This is a genomic window from Allobosea sp. LjRoot90 (genome assembly GCF_964254315.1).
Lineage (GTDB): Bacteria > Pseudomonadota > Alphaproteobacteria > Rhizobiales > Beijerinckiaceae > Allobosea.
The window spans coordinates 125124-147351 of record NZ_CAXUTF020000001.1 but is presented as its reverse complement, the minus strand read 5'-3'; the positions used below and the strand labels follow the sequence as shown (position 1 = coordinate 147351).

The following is a 22228-nucleotide window of genomic DNA, read 5'->3' as shown; positions in this document are numbered from 1 at the left end:
GGTCGGCCACTGAAGGACTGGCATTCCTACTAATAGTAAGTTACTTTAAGTAGGAATTCGTTTTCCCTTTTGTCAAGCGGCCTTCGCCGGAGAACTTGAATCGCCATGCCACCGACTTTCGCCGTCGCGTCAGCCCGCAAACTGCCGAAGCAGGAGCGCCGCGAGCAGCTGCTCGACTGCGCCCAGGTTATGGTGCGCGAGGAAGGCACCGAGGCCCTGACGCTGGCGCGCGTCGCCGAGCGGGCCGGCGTCACCAAGCCGGTCGCCTATGATCATTTCGGCACGCGGGAGGCGCTGATGATCGAGCTCTTCCGGCGCATCGACGACAAGCAGACCGCCCTGCTCGTCGACACGCTGCGGGCGACGGACGGACAGCTGGGCGCCATCGCCGCGACGATCGCCGCGGCCTATATGAGCTGCGCCCTGGAAGTCGGGACCGAGTGGTACGCGCTCTCGGCTGCGCTAAAGGGCAGCGAGGCGATGGAAATCGTGCAGCGCGAGCTCGTGTCACGCTATGTCGGGATCTGGCGCGATGCCTTCGCTCCGCACGCGGCCCAGCTGCCGGCGGACGAGCTGAGCCTGCGCTGCACCGCCATCCTCGGCGCGGCCGAGGCGATCTCGCTCGAATTATTGCGCGGCCATATCGACGAAGGGCGGGCCGCGGCGACGCTGGCGACGCTGGTCACGGCGACGATCCGCGCCCCGATCTCGACGGCGGTGAGCTGACCCTGCCCAAGAAACAGGCAAGCCTAGCCAAAGTGCTTGGCAACAGACCTCTTTCCGAAGGCGAGCGAATGCGCATAGGCTACCTGAAATAGGGGAAGACGCCTGCATGGTCGCATTCGATGAGATGACGGGTGGAGAAGGCGGATTGCGTTCGGCGTATGCCGAGCTCGACCGCTGGCTGAAGGAGGCGCCGCCCGAGATGCTGGCGCTGCGGCGCAGCCAGGCCGAGCTGTTCTTCCGCCGCATCGGCATCACCTTCGCCGTCTATGGCGACGAGGAATCGACCGAGCGCCTGATCCCCTTCGACATCATTCCGCGGGTGCTGACCAAACCGGAATGGACCAAGCTGGAAGCCGGCCTGCGCCAGCGCGTCACCGCGCTCAACATGTTCCTGGCCGATGTCTACGGTCCGAAGGAGTGCCTCAAGGCCGGCATCATCCCGGCGGACCTGGTCTACCGCAACGCCTGCTACCAGATGCAGATGGTCGATTTTCAGGTGCCGCACGGCATCTACTGCCATATCGCCGGCATCGACATCGTTCGCGTCGACGCCGACACCTTCTACGTGCTCGAGGACAATGCCCGCACGCCCTCCGGCGTCTCCTACATGATGGAGAACCGCGAGGTGATGCTGCGGCTCTTCCCGGAGCTCTTCGCCACGCATCGGGTCGCGCCGGTCGACAACTATCCCGACCAGTTGCTGGCGACGCTGCGCTCGGTCGCGCCGCGCACCGCCTCCTCCGATCCGACGATCTGCCTGCTGACGCCCGGCCAGTACAATTCGGCCTTCTACGAGCACTCGTTCCTCGCCGACAAGCTCGGCGTCGAGCTGGTCGAGGGTTCGGACCTGCTGGTCAAGGACGACGTCGTCTACATGCGCACGACGCAGGGGCCGAAGCGCGTCGACGTGATCTACCGACGCATCGACGACGATTTCATCGACCCGCTGGTGTTCCGCAGCGATTCCGTGCTCGGCGTGCCCGGCATCATCGGCGCCTACAAGGCCGGCAACGTCACGCTGGCCAACGCGGTCGGCACCGGCGTCTCCGACGACAAGGCGGTCTACAGCTACATGCCGGAGATCGTGAAGTTCTTCACCGGCGAGGAGCCGATCCTGAAGAACGTGCCGACCTATCGCTGCCGCGAGCGCGAGGCCAACGCCTATGTGCTCGACAATCTCGACAAGCTCGTCGTCAAGGAGGTCAACGGCTCAGGCGGCTACGGCATGCTGGTCGGCCCGCATGCCAGCAAGCAGCAGATCGAGACCTTCCGCAAGAAACTCAAGGCGCAGCCCGAGGGCTTCATCGCCCAGCCGACGCTGGCGCTCTCGACCTGTCCGACCTTCGTCGCCTCGGGCGTGGCGCCGCGCCATGTCGATCTCAGGCCCTACGTGCTCTCCGGCGCCAACGGCATCTCCTGCGTGCCGGGCGGGCTGACCCGCGTCGCGCTCAAGGAGGGCTCGCTCGTGGTCAACTCCAGCCAGGGCGGGGGAACCAAGGACACCTGGGTGCTCGATGCATGAGCGAGCGGGAGCGCCTTCGATCCAGCCCCGTGCGCAGTCCGAGCACCCGCGCGAACCGCATCACGCCAAGAGACCGGACCTGATCATGCTTTCCCGTACCGCCGACAGCCTCTACTGGGTCTCGCGCTATGTCGAGCGGGCCGAATACCTCGCCCGCATCCTCGACGCCACGACCCGCCTGACCAACCTGCCCTCCGCCTATGGCGGCGCCGGCACCGAGTGGCAGAGCGCCGTCGCCACCGCCGGCTGCGAGGACACCTTCGCCAAGGCCTATGGCGAGGCGAACGAGCGCAATGTCTGCGACTTCCTCAGCTTCAATCCCGACAATCCCACCTCGATCCGCAACTGCTTCGCCCTTGCCCGCTCGAACGCCCGCGCGGTCCGCACCGCGCTGACATCGGAGATGTGGGACGCGCTCAACGGCGCCTGGCTCGAACTTCAGCGCTTCGAGCGCAAGCGCATGGACCGCGAGGAATTCGCGCGATTCCTCGACTGGGTGAAGAATGTCTCGCTGACCTTCGACGGCTCGGCCTACCGCACCATGCTGCGCGATGACGGCTACTGGTTCTCGCGGCTCGGCGTGAATGTCGAGCGGGCCGACAACACCGCCCGTATCCTCGACGTGAAATACCATGTCCTGCTGCCGGAGACCGAGAAGGTCGGCGGCTCGCTCGACTATTTCCAGTGGACCACGATGCTGCGCGAGGTCTCGGCGCTGACCGCCTATCACTGGGTCTATCGCCAGGCCGTGAAGCCGGTGCTGATCGCCGACCTCCTGATCCTCAACCGGCGCATGCCGCGCTCGCTGGCCAGCTGCTACGAGAACATCTCGCGCTTCCTCGACCAGATCGGCGACGCCTATAACCGGCACGGACCGGCCCAGCGCCAGGCCCGCAAGACGTTGACCAACCTCGCCAATACGCCGATCGAGGCGGTGCTCCAGCGCGGGCTGCACGAGTTCATCGAGGACTTCATCACCGAGAATAACCGCCTCGGACACGTCATCGTCGAACAATATCTGCAATAAGGACTTCCCTTCCGCTCCCCAATTTGGATTGCTTGCCGCATGCGGATCCGGATTTCCCACAGCATCGCCTACGCTTATGCCGAGCCGGTGCGCCAGCTTCGGCAGGTGCTGCGGCTGACGCCGCGCGACCATGACGGCCAGCACGTCATGTCGTGGCGCGTGGCGCCGAGCATCGACGGGCGGCTGCACGCCGGGCAGGACCCGTTCGGCAACATCGTTCATGACTTCACCGCCGAGGGACCGATCGAGAGCTATACGATCGAGATCAACGGGCTGGTCGAGACCATCGATCTCGCCGGCGTCGTCCGGGGCGTGACCGAGAAGGCGCCGCCCGACGTCTTCATGCGCGACACCCGGCTGACGCAGGCGAACGAGCCATTGCGGGCGCTCGCCGACAAGGCCGCTGGCCAGGACGGCAGCGACCTGAGCAAGCTGCACGCGCTGCTGGAGACGATCCACACCGAGATCCGCTGCGTGCCGACGGCCGACCATCTCGGCATCGGCGCCGCTGCCTGCGCAGAGGCCGGCGAAGGCATCCCGCAGGACGTCGCCCACGTCTTCATGACTTGCGCCCGCCTGCTGGGTGTCCCCGCGCGCTATGTCTCCGGCTACGTTGCCGCGTCTGACACCCTGCCTCACGCCGACGGCGCCCATGCCTGGGCCGAGGTTTATCTGGCCGATTATGGCTGGATCGGCTTCGACAGTGCCAATGGGCTTTGTCCGATCGATACGCATGTGCGCGTCGCGACAGGGCTCGACTATGCCGATGCCGCCCCTGTCCGCGGCGCCCGCACCGGCGGCCACGGCGAGAGCCTCCTGGTCGAGGTCAGTGCCCAGGCGGCGAAACCGCGCTTCCAGGGACAATAACGGCGGCATCGCATTGCCGCTGTCACGACCCGCTGATACCAGCCTCACGTGCCATGTCGGCGCGCCGCGGAGATCGATCTTGACCTATTGCGCCGGCATTCTCGTCCAGGACGGGCTCGTGATGATCGCCGACACCCGCACCAATGCCGGGCTCGACGACATCTCGACCTTCCGCAAGCTGCACGTCTTCTCCTGGCCGGGTGAGCGGACGATGGCGCTCGCCACCGCCGGCAACCTCTCCGTCACCCAGTCGGTCGTCAGCCTGCTGCACGAGGGCGTCCCCCACCCCGAGACTGGTGAACCGGAGACCTTGCAGAACGTGTCCTCGATGTTCCGTGCCGCCCAGCTCGTCGGCCGCGCGGTCCGTCTCGTGCGCGAGAGCGATGGCGAGGCGTTGCGCGACGCCGGCGTCAAGTTCGACATGTCGTTTCTGTTCGGCGGGCAGATCCAGGGCCAGCCGATGCGGCTCTTCATGATCTACTCGGCCGGCAATTTCATCGAATGCGGCATCGACGCGCCGTTCCTGCAGATCGGCGAGCACAAATACGGCAAGCCGATCCTCGATCGCGCCGTCACCTTCAAGAGCCATCTCTACGACGCGCTCAAGGTCGGGCTGATCTCGATGGACTCGACCATGCGCTCGAATCTCGGCGTCGGCCTGCCGATCGACCTGATCGTGCTGCGGCGCGACGCGGCTGCGCCCGAGCTCAACCGCAGGATCGAAGCCGGCGAACCCTACTTTCACGATCTGCGTGAGCGCTGGTCGGCCGCTTTGCGCGCCGCCCACATGGCGATCCCGCGTCCGCCCTATGAGCCTGCCGGCGAGTAACACCAACGGGCCGGTGCAGACGAAAAGAAATGCAACTTTGCTGATTTCTCGGTGTCGCCGGAAACCGGATAGCAAGATTCCCCTGTCAAGGTTCGCTGCTAGCGTGCCGCCACAGGTCAGGGCCTTTGCCGACTCTCGTTAAGATGACGGACACCGAATCGTCGGCGCGCATGCTGACCCGCACGCTGGCGACGCTGGCCTGTGCCTTCGCGCTCGTGCTGGCAGCGGTTCTGGGCGTGATGTTCGCGATGGTGAGCAACGCCAACCAGCTCGAGATGGTCCGGCAGCGCGAGCGTGTCGAGGCGGCGCTCGCAACCCAGGTCCATCTGCGCCGCCTGCGCTTCGAGAATCTTCAGGCCGCCGGCGTGCTGGCGCCTGTCCTCAACAGCGTCCTGCCCAACGCCACGCTGCAATGGGCCTTCGCCCAACTGGCCAATCGCTTTCTCGATTTCGACGGAACCTACCTGGTGACGGCTTCGGGACGCGTTCTTGCCGGAGTAGAGCGGCGCCAGACCGGTACCCAAGCTGATTACGGGGCATTACTCCGACTCAGGCCCGACCTGCCCGGCGGCGACGCGCCGACGCAATTGCATGGCATCGGCAATGGTCCGGTCAGGGCCACGCTGACCTATGACGGAGCCGGCACGGTCGGCATCATCTCGGCCGATCTGCGCTCGCCCGGGGCCGCCGCCGAAGAGCCGGGCTCCGAGGCCGCCGCCTTCATCGTCGGCTATCGCAAGGTCGTCCAGGCCCAGCTCGATGAGCTCGGCTTCCGCTACCGTGTGCCCCGGCTGGAGATCGTGACCGAGCGGCCGGCCGATCCGTTGCAGCGGCGCGACATCCCCTCCCCCGACGGTTCGGTGCGCGCCTGGCTGAGCTGGACGCCGGAGCGCCCCGGGGATGCGATGATCAGCCAGTTTGCCTGGGCACTGGGCGCGGTCACCGCTCTCTTCGTCGCCCTGTTCGCTTATGTCCTGCATCGTCTGCGCAGTGCCGCCCAGCAGATCGCCTCACGCGAGATCCAGATCCAGCGACTCGCCGGCCAGGACGAGCTCTCCGGTCTGCCCAATCGCCGGACCTTCGATCTCAGGCTCGATCAGGAACTCGCCCAGCTCGGCCGGACCAAAAGCGCGATCGCCGTGCTGATGCTCGACCTCGATCGCTTCAAGGCGGTGAACGATACCTATGGCCACAATGCCGGCGACGAACTCATCCGCGAGGTCGCCAGGCGTCTGACCACGATCCTGCGCGTTGGCGACACGGTGGCCCGCCTCGGCGGCGACGAGTTCGGCATCATCCAGACACATATGGCCGCGCCGAACGCCAGCGCTACGCTCGGCCAGCGCATTCTCGATGCGCTGACTGAGCCGTTCGAGATCGGCGGCGTTGCCGTCACCATCGGCTGCTCGATCGGCATCGCCCATGCGCCGCAGGACGGTACCAACCGTAGCGTACTGCTCCGTCTCGCCGACACCGCGCTCTACCAGGCGAAGAACGAAGGCCGGAACCGCTATTCTTTCTTCGAGCCGCAGATGAACCGGGCGCTCCAGCTCAAGCGGACGGTCGAGGAGGATTTGCGCAATGCAATCGCCCGTGACGAGTTGCTGCTGCACTATCAGCCGCAGGTCTCGATCGATGGCGCGACCATCATCGGTGTCGAGGCGCTGGTGCGCTGGCCGCATCCCGAACATGGGCTGATACCGCCGTCCGAATTCATCGGCATCGCCGAGGAACGCGGACTGATCGTCCCGCTCAGCGAATGGGTGCTGCGCCGGGCCTGCGAGCAGGCTCGGCAATGGCCGGGCATCAAGCTTGCGGTCAACGTCTCGCCGATCCAGTTCCGCCACAAGGATTTCGTCGCCAGCGTGATCCGCATCCTCGAGGAAACCGGCTTCGACCCCGACCGGCTCGAGCTCGAACTGACGGAGGGCGTCGTGGTCGAGGATGCCGACGCGGCGGAAGCTGCGATGATGGATCTTCGCGCCCACGGCGTCAGCCTGGCGCTGGACGATTTTGGCACCGGCTATTCGAGCCTGATCTATCTGCGCCGTTTTGCGTTCGACAAGATCAAGATCGACCGGTCTTTCCTTGAATACATGGAAGCGACGGGCGAATCTGCCATCCTCGTCCATTCGGTTGTCCATCTCGGCCGGGCGCTCGGCCTGCGCGTCTGCGCGGAAGGCGTCGAGACGGCCGAGCAGCACCGCTTCCTGCAGGCGATCGGCTGCCACGAACTGCAGGGCTTCCTGTTCTCGAAGGGCGTGCTGCCCGAAGAGATCGACCGGCTGCTGGCGCTCGACCGGCCGTTCGAGCAGGCGCTCGCCGCCTGAACGGCAGTACTCAGAGCCGGATCCGATCAGGTTGAATCAATCTGATCGGTAAAACGGTCTCTAGAAGAAGCTCGCCAGCCAGCTCACCAGCGCATAGGCGAAGCCCGCCGACAGAGCGAGGCCGATCGCGCCGACCACCGCACCGACAATGATCAGGACGCCATCGCGTTCGACCAGGCCGAGCCCGACCAGGCAAACCGCGAGCCCTAGCGGAATCTGGCCGATGAACGGCGCCGCCACGATCAACCCGAGCGCCAGGATCAGCAGCACCGCGCCAAGCACGGGCAGTGCAAACGGGCCGCCGAGCATGGTCAGCCGCGGCTTCGAGAAGCGCTCGAGCCGGATCAATGGCGGCAGCGCCCGCTGGACGGCGCGCGCGAGATCCGCCTGGGCGATGCTACGGTTGAGCAGTCTCTGCGGCAGCCAGGGCGTGGCGCGGGCCATCAGCATCTGCGCGGCGACGAAGGCGAGGACCAGGCCGCAGAGCAGCGGAATCGGCGGCGGCATCGGCAGGCAATTCGGCAAGCCGAGCAGCACCACCAGCAAAGCGTAGGCGCGATCACGCAGCGCCGCGACGATATCGCCCACGGCGGTACGCGGCCCTGGCAGATGGGCGAGCGTGATCAGGAGTCCGGAGGTGCGCAAGGGGGAAGACAATAGGCTCGCCGGGCGATGAGCAGGGCCTGCGGCCTAGCATGCCCGGCGCCGGCCCAACAACCCCGCCGCGGCGCATGGCCGTCAGTGCAACGTCAGCACGCCGTTCACGTTCACGATCTCGGCCGGGCGGATCAGCCTCGCATGCGCCACTGTGATCGAGTGCAGCGGCCCGTCGAGCTCGCGCCGCCAGAAATCGAGGAACTTGTGCAGTTCCGGAAAGCGCGGTGCCAGGTCGTATTCCTGCCAGACATAAGTCTGCAGGAAATCGGGATGATCCGGCATGCGGTAGAGGATGTTGGCGGTCGTCAACCCGTAGCCCGCCAGCTGGCGAATGAAATCCTGCGAGACCATGACCGATGCGCTCCTTTGGCGAGAGAACGATGAGCCGGCTGCCCTCAGGCTGAGCTGCGATGGTTAACAAATGCTTGCAGGAATTCCGCCACCTGCCACACTCATGACGTGCATGGGTGCCGTCCGACGATCAGGACGGAAGGGGCGTATGCGTGGCGTGGGGGATCGCGAGCCGATCGGGCATGGTCGCGCGCGGCATCGGCGCGGCGCTCGCGCTTGCGCCATCGACACCGAGAGCCGACCCTGCGCTCATGGAACGCCCCCCGCTCTCGCTGGTGATCTTCGGCTCGCTCGAAGGCGGTGCGGGCAAGACCTATGGCTCCATAGGACTCAAACGGGCATTCGGCGCCTTTGGCGGGCTCGACGCCAGTGGCTTCCGTCTCGGATTGAAGTGGGGAGTGAGCGTCGAGCCTGCCTATCGCAAGCCGACTGGAGGCCGCCTCTATAGGACTGAGTTCCACGCCCTGCTGGGCTATGAATGGCGCATCGGCGATAGCTTTCTCGCCCTGTCGGCAGGGCCCGCGGTCGAGGCTGCCTATCGCGAGACGCGCCGATATCTCAGCTTCGAACACCGCCGGGCGCTGCGCCTGCAGGCCGATTTCTGGTCGAAGCCGGCCGAAAACTGGATTCTGCAGGCGAATGCCTATGCGGTCCTGACCGATGGCGGCCGCTATTGGGGCCGCATGGCTCCGGGCTGGCGGCTGATCGGCGATCTCTATCTCGGCCCTGAGCTGGAGGCTTATCGTGAGCGCGACTATCATAAGGTGCGCCTCGGCCTGCATCTGACTGGCCTGCGATTCTTCAGGCTGGACTGGCGCCTCGCCGCTGGATTCCAGAAAACGCGAGACGAGAAGTCTGGCGCCTATGTCACCCTGGGGCTTCACTGGAAGCGTTGACGCAAGGGATCTGGGAAGGCAGCCATGCAGGACAACGCGCCATCGCAGCAGCCATCGATCGCACCGGCCTCGCCGGTCGCCACCAACGAGCCGCCCTTGCGCCGCCATCTGCTCTTCCTGGACGGTACCTGGAACAGCGACGACCGCGAGGGCGAGCAGACCCATATCGTGCGCCTGCGCAACCTCGCCATGCCGAAGGTCAAGGTCGACGCCAAGAACGGCGTGCCCGAAAAGATACTGTGCCTACAATCGATCTACTACGATTCCGGCGTCGGCACCGGCCTCTCCAGGCTCGACCGCTTCATCGGCGGGGCGCTCGGCGCCGGCCTCTCGACCAATGTCCGTCAGGCCTATCGCTATCTCAGCGCCGCCTATCACCCCGGCGATGAAATCTGCGTCTTCGGCTTCTCCCGCGGCGCCTACACGGCACGCAGCCTGGTCGGCTATATCGCCGCCTCCGGCCTGCTCAAGCGCGAGCATTGCTCCGAAGCCAATGAGAATGCCGCCTGGGCCTATTACCGCATCCCGCCGAAGCAGCGCTTCCCCGGCAGCGCCGCCAGCCGCGACAGGCTGGTGCACGAGAACGTCCGCATCCGCGCCATGGGCGTCTTCGACACCGTCGGCTCGCTCGGCATTCCCTCGACTTGGGCGCGCGTGGTCAATCGCTTCTTCCTGCAGTTCCACGATACCGAGGTCAGCCGCATCGTCGACTACGCCTTCCATGCGCTCGCCATTGACGAGAAGCGCGAGCCCTTCCAGGCCTCGATCTGGCAGCGCCCGCGCCATGAGGAGTTCAAGCGGGTCGAGCAGGTCTGGTTTCCCGGCGTTCACAGTGACATCGGCGGGGGCTATTCCGACCACCGCCTCGGCGACACCGCGCTGAACTGGATGGTCGAGCGGCTGACGCACGGCCCTGGTACCGAAACCGAGCCGCACGTCCATTTCTACGGCAGGTCCCAGCGCTCGACGCCATCGGCGTCCAGGCGCAAGCCTGCCCGCGTGGCGGCTCCCCGAGTCTCCGAATCATCGCCTCGTCAGCTCGGGCCAATCGAGCCGGGCGCCCCTGACGACACCCCCGCGCCGCAGAACGAGTCGCGGACGACCTTGTATCGCCTGCTCTATCCGTGGCCGCTGCTGCGGCTGATCGGCCAGACCTGGCCGCGCGGCGACCGCGCCGCGATCCGCCGCCGCTTCGCGGTCAACGAGTTCCAGCCCTTCCAGGACCCGATCGGCGAGATGGTCCACTGGAGCGCGCTGGCGCGGCTTGGCCAGAGCGTGCAGATCGCCGAGACGACCTCCGCCAGGGCCAAATCCATCGACTACGCGCCGCCGAACCTGATCGCCGTGTTGCCCAACATCCTGATGACCTATGTCCGCAACGGCGACGAGCTTTCCGGTCCACAGCAGGATGCGCTCGACGGGATGAAGCGCCTGGCGGCCGATATGCGCCGGAAGGCCGCGGCCGACCGGGACATCCATGAGGTTCGCATCGTCCGGCATCTGCCGGACCCGGATAATCCCGAGTTGCTTCGCGTCCAGGAACTTGATCCCGAGATCGCCGAGGACTGCGTCACCGTGCTCGGGCAGTTGCTGCGGCTGTGGCGCCCCGGCTTCCTGACCGCAGCCTGAAGCTCAGCTCCGCGGGCCCTGCCCCGTCAGCGCCCTCAGCGCCTCGGGCGTGTCGATGTCGAGCGCGATGGCGGGATCGTCGAGCGCGATCTCCTCGACCGCATCGCCGGCCGCGTCGAGCAGGCGGCGTGCGCCCTGATCGCCGCTGAGCTTGGCGACCTCGGGGAAGATCGCACGCGACAACAACACCGGATTGCCACGCTGACCGAGCAGGGTCGGCGCGACTGCGAGCGCATCCGGGCGATCAGCGAAGGCCTGCGCCAGCCGGTCGATCACGCCGGCGGTGACGTTCGGCATGTCGCCGAGCGAGACGACGACGCCGGGAACGTCCTTCGGCAGCGCCGCAAGCCCGGTTTTGAGCGAGCCCGACAGGCCCTCGGCGAAGGCCGGGTTGTGCACGACGATGACATCGAGCCCGGCGAGCGCGGCGCGGACCTCATCCTGCTGGTGGCCAGTGACGACGATCACGGGCGCGGCGCGCGAGGCGATTTGCGCTTCGACGGCATGGCGCACCAGCGGCTTGCCGCGAACCTCCTGCAGCAGCTTGTTGCCGGGTCCCATGCGGGTCGAGCGCCCGGCTGCCAGCACGATGCCGGCGACGGGCGCGGCCTCGCCCCGCCCGGGCGCGCGCGGCTGCGGCCGCGAGACGATCTCCATCAGCAGCCCACCGACACCCATCTTCTGGATGTCGCCGCGGCTGACAGGCACGCCGGCAAGGCTGCGCTGCAGCACCCAGTCGAAGCCATTCTCCTTGGGCGAGCGGGCGCAACCCGGCGCGCCGATCACCGGCTTGCCGCCCAGCCTGCCCAGCATCAGCAGGTTGCCGGGGTCGACCGGCATGCCGAGATGCTCGACCGTGCCGCCGGCGAGGGTCAGCGCTTGCGGCACGACATCGCGTCGGTCGGTGATGGCCGAAGCGCCGAAGACGACGACGAGCTCGGCTGGACCGGCCACGGCCTCGCGGATCGCCTCTGCCAGCGGCGGGCTTTCATGCGGCACGCGCCGGTCGCGTTCGATCGCGGCGCCGGCCGGTTCGAGCCGCTCGGCCATGGTGCGCAAGGTCTTGTCGACCACGCTGGTCTTCAGGCCAGGCAGCAAGGTCGAGACGACCGCGACCGATTTCAGCCTGTACTCGGCGATCGCGATCGGCCTGTCGGCACCGAGCCGCTCCAGCGCCTCGGCGACCCGCTTTTCCGGCACAGCATAAGGAATGATCTTGACCGTGCCGACCATCTCGCCAGCGACCACCGGCTTCAGCGCCGGCAGGGTCGCCACGGTGATGGCTTCGTCGACCGCGTTCAACGCATCGATCACGGCCGTATCGATCCGCAGAATACCCGGCGCCGCGGCGAACAGGTTGACCCGGCCCGTGAACGGCGCCTCGGTCACCACCGCCCGGCCTGCCAGCGCTCGCGCCAACTGCTCGGCCGCCGTGTTCTCGTCGATGTCGCCCGCCTCGAACTGCACGGCGACGATCTCGGTCAATCCGGCCGCGGCAAACCTGCGTACGTCCTCCTCGCCGATCGTCGCGCCCTTGCGCACGATCACGTCGCCGGCGCGCACGGTGTGGGCGGCGACGGCGCCGGCAGCTTCGGCGATGGGGACGGGGCCGAACTTCATCAGACGCAATCTCTCAAGCGGGCTTGCGCCGCGGGCCGCGCAGCGCCTGAACGATCTCGCCGAGGATGGCGAGCGCGATCTCGGCCGGTGAGACCGCGCCGATATCGAGCCCGATCGGCGCGTGAATGCGCTTCACATCGGCCTCGCCGAAACCGGCCGCGGCGAGCCGCTCCAGCCGCTTGCCATGCGTCTTCCGGCTGCCGAGCGCGCCGATATAGAAGCAGCTCGAGCGCAGCGCCGCGATCAGCGCCGGATCGTCGATCTTGGGGTCGTGCGTCAACGCGACGAAGGCGGTGTAGCGATCGAACGGCAGACGCTGCAGCGCCTCCTCCGGCCACTCCGCCAATAGAGTCACCTCCGGGAAGCGCTCTTGCGTGGCGAAGGCAGTCCGCGGATCGATGACAGCGATGTCGAGATCGAGCAGCTTCGCCATCGGCGCCAGCGCCTGCGAGATATGGACGGCGCCGGTGACGACGAGGCGCAGCGGCGGCGCCTGCACGGTCAGGAAATAGGCCTTGCCCTCGATTTCGACAGTGCCGCTTTTGCCGCTGCGCAGCTGCTTGTCGAGCGCCTCCACCAGCGGATCGCCGGCAAGATCGACCTCCTTGACCAGCCGCTGCTCGCCCGAACCGAGTTCGGTCACCAGCACGGTTGCGCGCCGGGCGGCGCGCTCGGCGTTGAGGACGGAGAGAAGCGAAATATCCATCGGCTGATTCAGTTCCGATCGAGTGCGATGCGGGCGCCGAGCCCGATCAGGATCGTGCCGCCGATCGCCCGGATCACACGCTGCGCCACGCCGTTCGCGGCGACTTTCGCCTGCATGTAGGAGGCGGTCAGCACCGTCAGGATCGAGGAGGAGGTGAAGAGCAGGTTGACCACGACGCCGAGGATCAGGAACTGCGCCCAGAGCGGCAGGCTCGCCGACGGATCGACGAATTGCGGCAGGAAAGACACGAAGAAGATCGTCGTCTTCGGATTGAGCAACTCGACCGCAAGGCTGTCGACGAGGGCGCGCATTGGCGAGCGCGGCGCGACATCGGCCGCGGCCTGGGCTGGCGCAACGCGACGGAAGAAGCTGATGCCGAGCCAGATCAGATAGGCAGCGCCGACGAGCTTCATCGCCAGATAGAGCTCGGGCACATGCCTGAAGATCGCCGACAGGCCGAACGCGGCGGCGAGCACATGGACATAGTCCGCGAGATGCACGCCGAGCACCGCCATGAAACCGGCCTTGCGCCCGCGCGACATGGTTTGGGCAGCAATGTAAAGCACCGCGGGGCCCGGAATATAGGCGAAGACGAGCGTCGCCAGCACGAGCGCAAAGAGAACTTCGATCGACGCCATCGGATCAGCCCTTGTCTGTCGCGAGCTTGAGGCCGAGCCCGATCATCAGCGAGCCGCCGAGCCAGCGCCCGAGTGCGAAGCCGGCGCGGCTCGCCTTCATCGTCTTCATCACCAGGCTCGCGCCGAAGACGGTGACGAGGTCGGCCGAGGAGAAGGCGAAGTTGACGATCGTGCCGAGGATCAGGAACTGCGCCCAGACCGGCAGCGACGCGGCGGGATCGACGAACTGCGGCATCAGCGCGATGAAGAACAGCGCTACCTTCGGGTTCAGCACTTCGACGATGAAGGAATCGATCAGGGCGCGCCTGATTGTCTTGGCCGGTGCCACGGCTTCCAGCTCGCCTCCGCCCAGCCTTGAGCGGATCATCCCGATGCCGAGCCAGACCAGATAGAGCGCGCCGACGATTTTCACGGCGAAATAGAGCTCGGGCACATGCTTGAACACCGCCGACAGGCCGAAGGCCGCGGCGAAGACGTGGACATAGCAGCCAAGATGGATGCCGAGCATCGCCATCAGCCCGGCCTTTTTGCCGTGGGCGATGGTCTGTGCCGCCGTGTAGAGCAGCGCCGGGCCGGGGAAATAGGCGACGAGCAGCGTCAGCGTCGCGAAGGCGAGAAGGGTTTCCCAGGAGGCCATGCTTGCGTTTCCTTAAGCCCGAACCGGCTCGACATAGACCTTGATCCGGCCGCCGCAGGAAAGTCCGACCTGCCAGGCTGTCTCGTCGGCGACGCCGAATTCCAGCGTCCGCGGTTTGCCGTCGGCGATGACGTCGCCGGCTTCGGCCACGACCGCGCCCTCGACGCAGCCGCCGGAGACCGAGCCGAGGAAATTGCCCTCGCCGTCGATGACGAGATGCGAGCCGACCGGGCGTGGGGCCGAGCCCCAGGTCTCGACCACGGTGGCGAGCGCGACCCCGCGCCCGGCTTTCGCCCAGGCCTCGGCGGTGGCGAGGATGTCGGTGTCGGTGCTGATCATGATCGCCGGTTCCCGGTGCAGGCGGCGCGCATCATACGCAGGCGTCGTCCAAAAGCCCCGTCTACTTAAGCATGGCCGCCGCAAATTGTGAGCATCCAGAGCATGGCGGAGCGTATGAATTCTCGACCCGCACGGCCGGCTTCGCTATCGCTCAGAGCCATGGACGGCATCGTTCTCTTCCATCGGAACTAACCTACGATAGGACCTTGGCTTCACCGATGAAGCGCCCCTCCCATAAGTAAAATCGACCTGCTTGCCTGATCGCGGCAGCTCCCTTGATCGTCAAAAACACAACCCCAATGCGCCGCTCGGTTCCTGGCAGAAACGGCTGGCAATCAAGTTGAAACCGGGCGTCCCAACCGCCCTCCTGCGTGTCCATTGAAGCGAAGCACGGACACCCATACTCACGAATCAAGGGCTCCTTCCTGCCACCCATTTCCGTTTGATAGAGCCGCACATCGGCAATGATGTCCGGCTTTTTTTCTTCCAAGGGGCCAAAGCCACGTCGGACGTTACATCGACATGGCCCTCCAAGGAGGCGGTTCCATATGCTTCCATAGCCTCAGCAAGACTAATCTGACGAAGCAACGGCGGTCCTCCCCCATGAAGCTCGGACTTTGGGTAAGTTCGCTCCCACAAGCGCCCGTCTCTTGGGTCTCTGAAGAGTATCGTCCAGCCGCCATCTGACGGATGCGCCGCCACACGCTTTAGAACCAACCGCGTTAGCGCTTCGATGCGGCGACAAGTGTGGTCTGCGATCACACGACCTTCTGAGAGCGTCCATTCGCCTCGAAGTTCTGTTTCATGATGCGGCAGATCGAGCATTCGCGATCCTAGAAGCGGTCGCCTGAGTCAGCAAAGGGGCGAATGCCCATGCTCCTCTGCCACGACAACCTAACCAGCCCGCTTCAACCACTGGCGCGGATCACTCGCCTGCCTCGCATCGGCGCGCAACGCGGCGCAGAGATCCGCCATCGCCGCAAGGTTGTGGATCGGCCGGAACTGATCGACATGCGGCAGCATCGTCCGGATGCCGCTGGCGCGGGCCTCGAAGGCGTCATAGCGCAGCAGCGGGTTGAGCCAGGTCAGCTGCCGGCAGGAGCGGTGCAGGCGGTCCATCTCGAAGGAGAGATCGGGGCCGAGATGCCGCTCCAGCCCGTCGGTAAAGAGCAGCACCACCGCCCCGCCCGCCAGGACCCGGCGCGACCAGACCCGGTTGAAAGCGTGCAGTGCCGAGGCGATGCGCGTGCCGCCCTCCCAGTCGGGCGCCGCCTTGCCGGCGAGCGCCAGCGCCTCGTCGGGATCGCGGGCGCGTAAGCTGCGCGTGACATTGGTCAGGCGCGTGCCGAAGACGAAGGAATGCACGCGCCGGCGCTGCTCGGTGATGGCGTGCAGGAAATGCAGGAAGATGCGCGAATACTCCGCCATCGAGCCGGAGATGTCGACGAGCGCGACCAGCGGCGGATGGACCTCGGCCCGCTCGCGGAAGGCGAGATCGATCGAGGCGCCGCCACTGCGGAGCGAACGGCGGAAGGTGCGGCGCGGATCGATCCGTGCGCCCGCATGCGCCGCCTGAAAGCGGCGCGTCGGCACGGCATCATCAGGCAACTTCAGCTCTCCGATGAGCTGGCGCGCCTTGGCGATCTCGGCCGCGCTCATCTGGGCGAAGTCGCGGGATTTCAGCGTCTCGCGCTCGGAGACGGTGAGGCGCGCCGTGAGCTCCGTCAGCTCGACCGGCGGTTCCTCCTCGCGTGGCGGCGGGGTGAAGGCCTCGGCGACGCGTAAGGCTCCCGCCTCCGGTTTCTGCGGCTCGTTGTCGACCCGCGGGGTCACCGGCGACATCTGCGCCATCAGCTTCTCGATCAGCCCGCGCCGGCGCCAGAACAGCCGGAAGGCCTGGTCGTAGACCGCTGAATCCTCGTGCTTCTTCACGAAGATCGCATGCAACGCCCAGTAGACGTCGTCGCGGCCGCCGAGCGCGCCATCAGCCAGCGCCTCGACCGCCTCGACCACCGCGCCCGGCCCGACGCGCAGGCCGGCGCCCCGCAAGGCGCGGGCAAAGTAAGCGACATTCTCGGCGAGCTTGCCGCTCATCTCTCCACCGTCATGCTCGCCCTTGTGGCGAGCATCCACGTCTTGAACGCTGCCTTCGACCATCGAAGACGTGGATAGTCGGGACAAGCCCGACCATGACGGGAAGGCGTCTTCGTCACGCCGCCGTCTCGGTCATGAACACCTTCTGGGCCACGACCCATTTGCCGTCGACCTTCAGGAACGACAGCAGGTCGGTGAAATAGCGCGGCGGCATCTGGCACTTGACCTTGACCAGCGCCATGGTCGGTCCAACCAGGTCGATCGCCAGCACGTGGTCGCCGCGCTCCAGGCCGGTCTCCTTCGGCGATTTGCGCCCGCGCACCGCCTCGAACCATTGCTCGCGCGGCACGACCTTGAGCTCGCCGTCGAGCGACTGCGTCAGCGCGCTGGTCGCGTGGAAGACCGAGCCGAGCTTTTCGACATCGCCCTCATAGAGCCCGTCAAGATAGGTCCAGGTCGCAGCCTCGATCGCCTTGATGTCGTCGTTCATCGCTCGCTCCGTCATGCTCGGGCTTGTCCCGAACATCCACGCCTTGCGACGCGGATGAAGGGAAAGACGTGGGTGGTCGGCACAAGGCCGACCATGACGGCGCTCATCCCCGCGCCGCCTGCTTCGCCTGGTCGAGCAGCTCGCTCACCTTCGAGCCCTGCATCGCCTGAATGTCGTCCTGGTACTTCAGCAGCGCGCCGAGCGTATCGGAGACGATCGCCGGGTCGAGCGCCACCGCGTCGAGCTCGACGAGCGCGCTCGCCCAGTCGAGCGTCTCGGCGACGCCCGGCGCCTTGAACAGCTCCTCCTTGCGGATCGCCTGCACGAAGGAAACGACCTGCTTGGCGAGCTTGGCCGGCGCGCCCGGCGCCTTCGCCTTCAGGATCGCGAGCTCGCGGGCGGCGTCGGGATAGCCGACCCAGTGATAGAGGCAGCGGCGCTTGAGCGCGTCATGGATCTCGCGGGTGCGGTTCGAGGTCAGGATCACGATCGGCGGCTCGGCCGCCTTGATCGTGCCGAGCTCGGGGATCGTCACCTGCGCATCGGCCAGCACTTCAAGCAAAAAGGCCTCGAAGGCCTCGTCGGTCCGATCGAGCTCGTCGATCAACAGGATCGGCGCGCCACCCTCCTGCGGCTCCAGCGCCTGCAACAGCGGGCGCTTGACGAGGTACCGCTCGGAAAACAGATCGCTCTCCAACCGCTCGCGATCGCCGGCGACACCGCCGGCCTCGGCGAGGCGGATCGCCATCATCTGGCCGGCATAGTTCCATTCGTAGACAGCCGAAGCGAGGTCGAGCCCCTCATAGCACTGCAACCGGATCAGCCGGCGGCCGAGTCCGCTTGCGAGCACTTTGGCGATCTCGGTCTTGCCGGTGCCAGCCTCGCCCTCGAGGAGCAGCGGCCGCTTCATCCGCAGAGCGAGGAAGAGCACGGTCGCCAGCGCCCGGTCGGCGACATAGCCCTGCGCCTGCAGCAGGGAGAGCGTGGCGTCGATCGAGGTCGGAATGCGCGATGAGGTCAGCATGAACGAGGTCTAGCGCGACGGCGGCAGCGACGGAAGCCGCGCCGATGCAAGGCGCTCTGCTGTCATGATCGGGACGAGACCTGCATCTACCATCATGCCCTCACGGAGGAGACGCCAATGACCACCCAGGAACTCGCCAACGCGTTCGTTGCCCTGCTGAAAGAGGGCAAGCACGAGCAGGCAGGCGCCGCCTACAATGCCGATGACATCGCCAGCTACGAGAACATGCCGGGGCCGATGGCGGAGTGCCAGGGCAAGGAGGCGGTGAAGGGCAAGGGCGAATGGTGGGTCGCCAATCACGAGGTCCACGAATTCACCACCGAAGGTCCCTATCTCAACGGCGACCAGTTCGCGGTGCATTTCTACTTCGACGTCACCGTCAAGGAGAGCGGCGAGCGCCGCAAGATGCACGAGATCGGGCTCTACACGGTGACGGACGGCAAGATCGTCGAGGAGCGGTTCTTCTACTGAGCCACTTCCGTCATTCCCGGGCGAAGCGAAGCGCAGACCCGGGAATCTCGTGACGAGAAGGTCTCGATCAACGCCCTCTCCGGCCTGAGATGCTCGGGTCAAGCCCGAGCATGACGCGCCATGGCGGGCTCAGGCCTTCCCCGTCGCCTGCGCCACCGCCTGCTTGGCCATCACGCCGATCAGATGGGCGCGGTATTCGGCGTCGGCGTGGATGTCGCCATTGATGCCCTTGGCCGTGTGCTTCAGCCCGTCCAGCGATTTCGCTGCAAAGCGCGCCTTCAGCGCCGCCTCGGCTTCCGGCCAGCGGAAGACGCCGCCCTCGCCCGCTCCGGTGATCGCGACCGCGATCTCGCTACCGCGCTTGGCGACGAAGACGCCGACCAGCGCATAGCGCGAGGCCGGATTGCGGAACTTAGCATAGCCTGCCTTGGAGGTGGCCGGGAACGAGATCTTGACGATGATCTCGCCCTCGTCCAGCGCCGTCTCGTAGAGGCCGCTGAAGAACTCTTCGGCCGGCAGCTTGCGCTTGTTGGTCACCACCGTCACGCCGAGCGCCAGCAGCGCCGCCGGGTAGTCGGCCGCCGGGTCGTTGTTGGCGACCGAACCGCCGATCGTGCCGCGATGGCGCACATGCGGATCGCCGATATGGCTGGCGAGGTAGGCGAGCGCCGGGATCGCCTCCTGCACCTCCGGCGAAGCGGCAACCTCGGCATGGGTCGTCATCGCGCCGATGACGAGATTGCGGCCCTTGCGGGCGATGCCCCTGAGATCGGCACAGGAGGAGAGGTCGACCAGCGCGCTGGGCGAGGCCAGGCGCTGCTTCATCGTCGGCAGCAGCGTGTGGCCGCCGGCGAGCAGCTTGGCGTCCTCCTTCTTGGCGAGGAGGCTGGCGGCCTGTCGTGCGGTCGCCGGGCGGTGATAGGTGAAGGCGTACATCGTCTCGTCCTTTCAGATCACTCGGCAGCCATGCGGCTGAGCGTTTTCTGCGCCGCACGCCAGACGGCCTGAGGCGTCGCCGGCATGGCGATGTCCTCATGGCCGAGCGCGTCGGTAATGGCGTTGATCACGGCAGGCGGCGAGGCGATGGCGCCGGCCTCGCCGCAGCCCTTGATCCCGAGCGGGTTCGACGGGCACGGCGTCACCGTCATCCCGACATCGAAGGACGGCAGGTCGTCGGCGCGCGGCATGCAGTAGTCCATGAAGCTCGCGGTCACGAGCTGGCCGTCGGCGTTGTAGCGGGCGCCTTCGAGCAGCGCCTGGCCGACGCCCTGGGCGATGCCGCCATGGACCTGGCCCTCGACGATCATCGGATTGATGACATTGCCGAAATCGTCGACCGCGGCCCAGCGCTCGATCCTGGTGATGCCGGTATCGGGGTCGATCTCGAGCTCGCAGATGTGGACGCCGGCCGGGAAGGTGAAGTTGGTCGGGTCGTAGAACGCCCCCTCCTTCAAGCCCGGCTCGAGATCCTGGCCGTTGAACTTGTGCGCGACATAGGCCTGCAGCGCACAGGACCCGAAATCGAGCGTGCGGTCGGTGCCCTTGACGGTGAAATTGCCGTCCTTGAAGTCGATATCGGCCTCGTCGGCCTCCAGCACATAGGCCGCGACCTTCTTGCCCTTGGCGATCACCTTGTCGATCGCCTTGAAGATCGCCGACATGCCGACCGCACCCGAGCGCGAGCCATAGGTGCCCATGCCCATCTGCACCTTGTCGGTGTCACCATGGATGATCGAGACGTTCTCCAGCGGCACGCCGAGCCGGTCGGAGACGAGCTGGGCGAAGGTCGTTTCATGGCCCTGGCCATGGCTGTGCGAGCCGGTCAGCACCTCGACCGTGCCGATCGGATTGACCCGGACCTCGGCCGATTCCCATAGGCCGACGCCGGCGCCGAGCGAGCCGACCGCGGCTGAGGGTGCGATGCCGCAGGCCTCGATATAGGAGGAGAAGCCGATGCCGCGGAGCTTGCCGTTGCGGGCGGCGTCTCGCCGGCGCTTCGGGAAGCCCTTGTAGTCGATGATCTCCAGCGCCTTCTTCATCGACGCGGCGTAGTTGCCGGCGTCGTACATCATGATCACCGGCGTCTGGTGCGGGAATTTCCGGATGTAGTTCTGCATCCGGAACTTGGCCGGGTCCTTGCCGAGCTGGCGCGCCGTGACCTCGATCAGGCGCTCGACCACGAAGGTCGCCTCGGGCCGCCCGGCGCCTCTGTAGGCGTCGACCGGCGCGGTGTTGGTGTAGACCGCGTCGACCTCGGCATAGATCGCCGGGATGTCGTACTGGCCGGACAGCAGCGGCGCGTAGAGATAGGTCGGCACTGAGGAGGAGAAGGTCGAGAGATAGGCGCCGAGATTGGCGGTGGTGTGCACGCGCAAGGCCAGGATCTTGCCGTCGGCGTCGGTCGCAAGCTCGGCATGGGTGACATGGTCGCGGCCATGCGCGTCGGAGAGGAAAGCCTCGGTCCGGTCCGAGGTCCATTTCACCGGCCGGCCGACCTTCTTCGCAGCCCAGACGCAGACCGTCTCCTCGGCATAGATGAAGATCTTCGAGCCGAAGCCACCGCCGACATCGGGCGCGATCACTCTGAGCTTGTTCTCCGGCGCGATGCCGATGAAGGCCGAGAGCACCAGCCGCGCCACATGCGGGTTCTGGCTCGTGGTGTAGAGCGTGAAGGCGCCCTCGCCCTGGTCGTAGTCGCCGACCGCGGCGCGCGGCTCCATCGGGTTCGGCACCAGCCGGTTGTTGACGATGTCGAGCTTGGTGACGTGCTTGGCCACCTTGAAGGCCGCCTCGGTCGCAGCCCTATCGCCGAGATGCCAGTTGAACACGGTGTTGCCTGGCGCCTCGGCATGGACCTGTGTCTTCGCCTTAACCGCGGTCGCAGTGTCGACCACCGCCGGCAGCACGCCATAGTCGACGACGATCGCTTCGGCCGCGTCGCGCGCCTCAGCCAATGTCTCGGCGACGACGACCGCGACATGGTCGCCGACATAGCGGACCTTGCCCTGCGCCAGCGCCGGATGCGGACCTGCCTTCATCGGCGAGCCGTCCTTGGAATGGATCATCCAGCCGCAGATCAGCCCACCGACCTTGTCGGCGACGAGGTCATCGCCGGTGAAGATGCCGAGCACGCCCGGCATCGCCGCTGCGGCCTTGGTATCGATTGTCTTCAGCGTGGCGTGAGCATGCGGCGAGCGCAGGAAATAGGCATGGGTCTGGCCCGGCCGGTTGATGTCGTCGGTATAGCGGCCCTGGCCGGTGATGAAGCGGTGGTCTTCCTTGCGGCGGACGGGAGCGCCGATTCCGGTAGCGGACATGGATTCCTCCTGGCGTGGCGCCTCTTGGCGGGCGCTATCAGCATGTTTCGGGGATCAC

22 protein-coding genes are annotated in these 22228 nt (G+C 66.4%); 9 read left to right on the top strand and 13 right to left on the bottom strand.

The window, feature by feature from the left end; genetic code table 11:
* Positions 1–105: 105 nt before the first annotated feature.
* From ACSQ3M_RS00695 to ACSQ3M_RS00670, 6 genes are all read left to right on the top strand, one after another.
* The gene (locus tag ACSQ3M_RS00695; protein WP_436148166.1) at positions 106–726 is read left to right on the top strand and encodes a TetR/AcrR family transcriptional regulator; all 621 of its coding nucleotides are present in this window, start codon (positions 106–108) and stop codon (positions 724–726) included.
* 106 nt (positions 727–832) lie between these two features.
* Complete coding sequence (locus ACSQ3M_RS00690) at positions 833–2248, top strand: circularly permuted type 2 ATP-grasp protein (protein WP_436148165.1); 1416 nt, start codon at positions 833–835, stop codon at positions 2246–2248.
* An 85-nt stretch (positions 2249–2333) separates the two neighbouring features.
* Positions 2334–3275, top strand: coding sequence for an alpha-E domain-containing protein (locus ACSQ3M_RS00685; RefSeq protein WP_436148164.1), 942 nt, complete (start codon positions 2334–2336; stop codon positions 3273–3275).
* Between the two features lie 39 nt (positions 3276–3314).
* Entirely contained in the window at positions 3315–4142 is an 828-nt protein-coding gene (locus ACSQ3M_RS00680; protein WP_436148163.1) for a transglutaminase family protein, read from the top strand.
* 79 nt (positions 4143–4221) lie between these two features.
* The gene (locus ACSQ3M_RS00675) at positions 4222–4971 is read left to right on the top strand and encodes a peptidase (RefSeq protein ID WP_436148162.1); all 750 of its coding nucleotides are present in this window, start codon (positions 4222–4224) and stop codon (positions 4969–4971) included.
* Between the two features lie 143 nt (positions 4972–5114).
* Complete coding sequence (locus ACSQ3M_RS00670) at positions 5115–7301, top strand: putative bifunctional diguanylate cyclase/phosphodiesterase (protein WP_436148161.1); 2187 nt, start codon at positions 5115–5117, stop codon at positions 7299–7301.
* Positions 7302–7361: 60 nt separating this feature from the next.
* Here ACSQ3M_RS00670 and ACSQ3M_RS00665 read toward each other — a convergent pair whose 3' ends face one another.
* Together ACSQ3M_RS00665 and ACSQ3M_RS00660 are read right to left on the bottom strand one after the other, a co-directional pair.
* On the bottom strand, positions 7362–7958 hold the full coding sequence (locus ACSQ3M_RS00665) for an exopolysaccharide biosynthesis protein (protein WP_436148160.1): 597 nt from the start codon (positions 7956–7958) through the stop codon (positions 7362–7364).
* An 81-nt stretch (positions 7959–8039) separates the two neighbouring features.
* Positions 8040–8309 carry an usg protein gene (locus tag ACSQ3M_RS00660; RefSeq protein ID WP_436094270.1) on the bottom strand — a complete coding sequence of 90 codons (270 nt, stop codon included), beginning with the start codon at positions 8307–8309 and terminating at the stop codon, positions 8040–8042.
* A gap of 251 nt (positions 8310–8560) precedes the next feature.
* Here ACSQ3M_RS00660 and bcsS point away from each other — a divergent pair, with 251 nt between their 5' ends.
* Positions 8561–9205 (top strand): cellulose biosynthesis protein BcsS, encoded by a 645-nt coding sequence (bcsS, locus tag ACSQ3M_RS00655; protein WP_436148159.1) that lies wholly within the window; start codon positions 8561–8563, stop codon positions 9203–9205.
* A 24-nt stretch (positions 9206–9229) separates the two neighbouring features.
* Entirely contained in the window at positions 9230–10834 is a 1605-nt protein-coding gene (locus ACSQ3M_RS00650; RefSeq protein ID WP_436148158.1) for a DUF2235 domain-containing protein, read from the top strand.
* A 3-nt stretch (positions 10835–10837) separates the two neighbouring features.
* On the opposite strand, the gene ACSQ3M_RS00645 is transcribed toward ACSQ3M_RS00650, so the two are convergent.
* The 9 genes from ACSQ3M_RS00645 to ACSQ3M_RS00605 all read right to left on the bottom strand — a co-directional run bounded on the left by ACSQ3M_RS00645 (position 10838) and on the right by ACSQ3M_RS00605 (position 18382).
* Positions 10838–12454, bottom strand: a complete 1617-nt coding sequence (locus tag ACSQ3M_RS00645; protein WP_436148157.1) for an NTP transferase domain-containing protein — start codon at positions 12452–12454, stop codon at positions 10838–10840.
* 13 nt (positions 12455–12467) lie between these two features.
* The gene (locus ACSQ3M_RS00640; protein WP_436148156.1) at positions 12468–13160 is read right to left on the bottom strand and encodes an XdhC family protein; all 693 of its coding nucleotides are present in this window, start codon (positions 13158–13160) and stop codon (positions 12468–12470) included.
* An 8-nt stretch (positions 13161–13168) separates the two neighbouring features.
* Positions 13169–13798 carry a LysE family translocator gene (locus ACSQ3M_RS00635; RefSeq protein WP_436148155.1) on the bottom strand — a complete coding sequence of 210 codons (630 nt, stop codon included), beginning with the start codon at positions 13796–13798 and terminating at the stop codon, positions 13169–13171.
* Between the two features lie 4 nt (positions 13799–13802).
* Positions 13803–14435, bottom strand: a complete 633-nt coding sequence (locus tag ACSQ3M_RS00630) for a LysE family translocator (RefSeq protein ID WP_436148154.1) — start codon at positions 14433–14435, stop codon at positions 13803–13805.
* Between the two features lie 12 nt (positions 14436–14447).
* Entirely contained in the window at positions 14448–14774 is a 327-nt protein-coding gene (locus ACSQ3M_RS00625) for an XdhC family protein (RefSeq protein WP_057188819.1), read from the bottom strand.
* A 411-nt stretch (positions 14775–15185) separates the two neighbouring features.
* The gene (locus ACSQ3M_RS00620) at positions 15186–15599 is read right to left on the bottom strand and encodes an Imm27 family immunity protein (protein WP_436148153.1); all 414 of its coding nucleotides are present in this window, start codon (positions 15597–15599) and stop codon (positions 15186–15188) included.
* Positions 15600–15668: 69 nt separating this feature from the next.
* Complete coding sequence (locus tag ACSQ3M_RS00615; RefSeq protein WP_436149265.1) at positions 15669–16868, bottom strand: vWA domain-containing protein; 1200 nt, start codon at positions 16866–16868, stop codon at positions 15669–15671.
* Positions 16869–16983: 115 nt separating this feature from the next.
* Complete coding sequence (locus ACSQ3M_RS00610; protein ID WP_436148152.1) at positions 16984–17358, bottom strand: nuclear transport factor 2 family protein; 375 nt, start codon at positions 17356–17358, stop codon at positions 16984–16986.
* A gap of 103 nt (positions 17359–17461) precedes the next feature.
* Positions 17462–18382, bottom strand: coding sequence for an AAA family ATPase (locus ACSQ3M_RS00605; protein ID WP_436148151.1), 921 nt, complete (start codon positions 18380–18382; stop codon positions 17462–17464).
* A gap of 117 nt (positions 18383–18499) precedes the next feature.
* On the opposite strand from ACSQ3M_RS00605, the gene ACSQ3M_RS00600 reads away from it, so the two are divergent.
* Positions 18500–18853 carry a SnoaL-like domain-containing protein gene (locus ACSQ3M_RS00600; protein WP_436148150.1) on the top strand — a complete coding sequence of 118 codons (354 nt, stop codon included), beginning with the start codon at positions 18500–18502 and terminating at the stop codon, positions 18851–18853.
* A gap of 129 nt (positions 18854–18982) precedes the next feature.
* On the opposite strand, the gene ACSQ3M_RS00595 is transcribed toward ACSQ3M_RS00600, so the two are convergent.
* Together ACSQ3M_RS00595 and ACSQ3M_RS00590 are read right to left on the bottom strand one after the other, a co-directional pair.
* Entirely contained in the window at positions 18983–19789 is an 807-nt protein-coding gene (locus tag ACSQ3M_RS00595; RefSeq protein WP_436148149.1) for an FAD binding domain-containing protein, read from the bottom strand.
* Positions 19790–19806: 17 nt separating this feature from the next.
* Positions 19807–22170, bottom strand: a complete 2364-nt coding sequence (locus tag ACSQ3M_RS00590; RefSeq protein WP_436148148.1) for a xanthine dehydrogenase family protein molybdopterin-binding subunit — start codon at positions 22168–22170, stop codon at positions 19807–19809.
* Positions 22171–22228 lie beyond the last annotated feature (58 nt).